Here is a 2,795-nt window from a genome sequence, read left to right on the forward strand (position 1 = left end):
AAAAAGCTTCACCAAAAACCTTTATGATTTCAGGATGTTATTGATCCTGGCTTTTCAAACAGTCTCTAACATCGGGCAACGGTAATACCGGGTAAGGGCGGCATACAGGCGACATATGGGGGCTGCGCGTGATATGGTGGGCATGGTGCGCCACCTTCAGCGCGCGTTGTGCCGGGAATGCCTTATGGGGGGCTGCGTCAGCGGGTTTGCGTCCGCTGTTGCTTCAGGTGTTGCCTCCGGTGTTGTGTCCGGGTTTGGGCCTGCACCGGTGCCCTTGGCGGGATTCTGCCGGGGGGCAGGGCTGGATTTTAGGGATAGATTTTGCGGAAGGATGAATGATGGCCTCTCTGGACGAGACCTATGAACAGATGACCAGTTTCAACAGGGCGCTGGAAGGATTCAGCGACGTGCTGGCCGCATCGTTGGTTGACCTGACAAGCTTCCATAACGAGGCGATGGCCGCGTGGGATGTGGACCAGAGTTCGCAGCGCTACAATGCCTCGTGGGAGGAGCTGAGCGAGGCGCTGCGGCTGTGGAGCGAGCAGGATGCCCCGGTCTATCGCGAATTCATTGCCGACAAGCTGATGATCTTGCAGGAATATATGGAGGCCGGGCGATGAGCGACCTGACAACCCGCATCACCGCGCTGGAAGCCTATGATCAGGCGATCCAGCGCAACCGGGAGGGGATTAACGAGTCCTTCGGGTATCTGGAGCAGAGCTGGGGCATGTTTGCCGCGGTTTATTCCGGGCAGGCGGCGGAACAGTTCAGCGCCATGTTCGAAGCCAGCGTCATGAAGATGCGCGAATGTAACGAGGCGATGGCCGCCATCCAGAAGGAGTTGCAGGAACGTATCGTATTGCTGCGCAATCTTGATGCGGCGCATGGCGGGCTCTGATCCTGTGGCATGGACATGATTGAACCCGGACGGCTCATTGCGCTGCTGGAGGACGTGAAATACCGTCATTATGATTCCAGACAGGCGCTGCTTGAGGTGATGGAGACCCTCGGCACCGTGCAGCACCTGCTGGAGGACGGGGTGTCGGAGGCCATGCGGCGCGTGTCCGATGCAACGGCGGACCTGCATGATGCGCGACAGCGCGTGCGGCGGTGGAATGACGACCTTGATGCCGTTCATGCGGCGGCGCAGTCGGCCTGTGATGATGCCGATGCACAGGACATGCGTGCGCGCAACGTACGCGGCCGGGCCGACACGATGCTACAGCACTGGCGGTTGCAGTTGAGCAACGCCGTGGCCGCCCGTATCACAGCGCAAACAGCACTCACCGCCGCGCAGGGGCGCAAGTTGCAGGCGGATACCGCACTGGGGGAGGCGCATTCGCGTCTGGACAATGCCTATGCCGCGCTGAGTGCCTGTGAAAGCGATATCCGTTATGACCTCGAAGGTCGTGTGATCTATCCCAATTGTTCAGGATATTCCAGCAATGTCTATGCCGCGCAGAGCAACCTGAAATATGCCCAGTCAGAGGCGAACAATGCCGCATGGGCGCTTAACACCGCGAATCAGGAACTGAATCGGGCGCAGGGGCACGAACAGACCTGCACCAGTCGCCACATGCAGGCGGAGCATGCGTTGGTGGTGGCGCAGTCCGCCTGTGCCTCCGCAGGGCGGGCCGTGGCCGCCGCCAGGGTGGCCCTGTCATGCGCAGACGACGTCTATCCCCTGGTGCATGAAATGGAGCGCCTGCTGGTGGTCACGCGGGAGCATGTCAATCTCTGCACCAGCCAGGCCAGTATCGCGCGCAGCCGTGTCGATGAGGGCATGCAGCAGTTCCATACCACCCATACGGATGCCACCACGAACGGGCAGGACGCGGCGCGCATGGATGACCGCCTGCTTGAAAAAGTGGAACTGATGCAGAAATTCGATAACCGCACCCTGTAAGGCCAAGGAGACCCGACGATGTTCAGCATCCAGCGCAACGACGTGACGGCGCCCGAAAGCCTTGAATTCCTGCATATGCGTGCGAACGAGGTGCGCGACAGGCTGGAGGAACTGCGCGATATGCTGCTTGCATGGCGCGAGACGGTCGAAGGGCTGGATGCGGCATGGCGTGACGCGGCGGGGCGTTCGGTCATGGAACGTGATGTCATGCCCGTCACGGATATGCGTGAGAAGATCAGGGCGGACATGACGGACATCACCACGGTGAATGACGCGGCGGGCACAGCCCTGATGGAGACATGGGCCGAATATTGCCGTGCCGGGCGCACGATCAGGACAATAGACCAGACTGGCGACAGGCTGATGGACCGCCTGCCGTCCGTGCGTCATGAAATCTCCACGGTGCAGGCGCATCTTCGTGACAGCATGACGCAGACGTTTCAGGCCGAAACGCAGATCCCCTCCTATACCTGACCCCCGGTAACGGCTCCCCTGTACCTGCCCCCCGGGGCGGCGTACTCCCCCTGTCCGTGCCGGGAGCCGCAGCGGGATGGGGCGCGCGCAACCGGTGGCATTCTCCTGCGGATGCCGGTTTGCAAACAGCATTGCAGGCGGCGGCCTTTTCAAAAGGGGCGGCACCCGAAAACCGTGATGATTTCCCCGCCGGGGCGGACAGGCCGTGCGTACCCGGCGCGACGGGGCGCGACGCGACGGAGCGGGGCAATCATATGCTCCATACTCCATACTCCATGCCCCTGTGCCGCATGTCCTGTGTCTCGGCCGCCTGTGAGAGAGTATTTGAAAATAAGTCATTGATAAAAAAGAAAAGTTTTTGGGTGCTGCCGTTTTTCAAAAAGGCGGCGTCTTCTGAAGCTTTTTGGAAAAAGCT

General features: G+C 60.5%; 5 protein-coding genes. All 5 read left to right on the forward strand.

Annotated features, from left to right (window positions below):
* Nucleotides 1-335: 335 nt before the first annotated feature.
* Nucleotides 336-620 (forward strand): hypothetical protein, encoded by a 285-nt coding sequence (locus B7G66_RS14615; RefSeq protein ID WP_003621831.1) that lies wholly within the window; start codon nucleotides 336-338, stop codon nucleotides 618-620.
* Nucleotides 617-898: a WXG100 family type VII secretion target gene (locus B7G66_RS14620; protein ID WP_003621833.1), complete on the forward strand. Its 282-nt coding sequence runs from the start codon at nucleotides 617-619 to the stop codon at nucleotides 896-898. The genes B7G66_RS14615 and B7G66_RS14620 overlap by 4 nt, the downstream gene beginning before the upstream one ends.
* Nucleotides 899-907: 9 nt before the next feature.
* A complete protein-coding gene (locus B7G66_RS14625) occupies nucleotides 908-1,906 on the forward strand; it encodes a hypothetical protein (protein ID WP_003621835.1) in 999 nt (332 codons plus the stop codon).
* 18 nt (nucleotides 1,907-1,924) lie between these two features.
* Nucleotides 1,925-2,380 carry a hypothetical protein gene (locus B7G66_RS14630; RefSeq protein ID WP_003621836.1) on the forward strand — a complete coding sequence of 152 codons (456 nt, stop codon included), beginning with the start codon at nucleotides 1,925-1,927 and terminating at the stop codon, nucleotides 2,378-2,380.
* Between the two features lie 119 nt (nucleotides 2,381-2,499).
* A partial coding sequence (locus B7G66_RS18490) for a hypothetical protein (RefSeq protein ID WP_206778207.1) occupies nucleotides 2,500-2,795 on the forward strand: 296 nt, incomplete at its 3' end.

The sequence above is a fragment of the Novacetimonas hansenii JCM 7643 genome (assembly GCF_000964405.1).
Lineage (GTDB): Bacteria > Pseudomonadota > Alphaproteobacteria > Acetobacterales > Acetobacteraceae > Novacetimonas > Novacetimonas hansenii.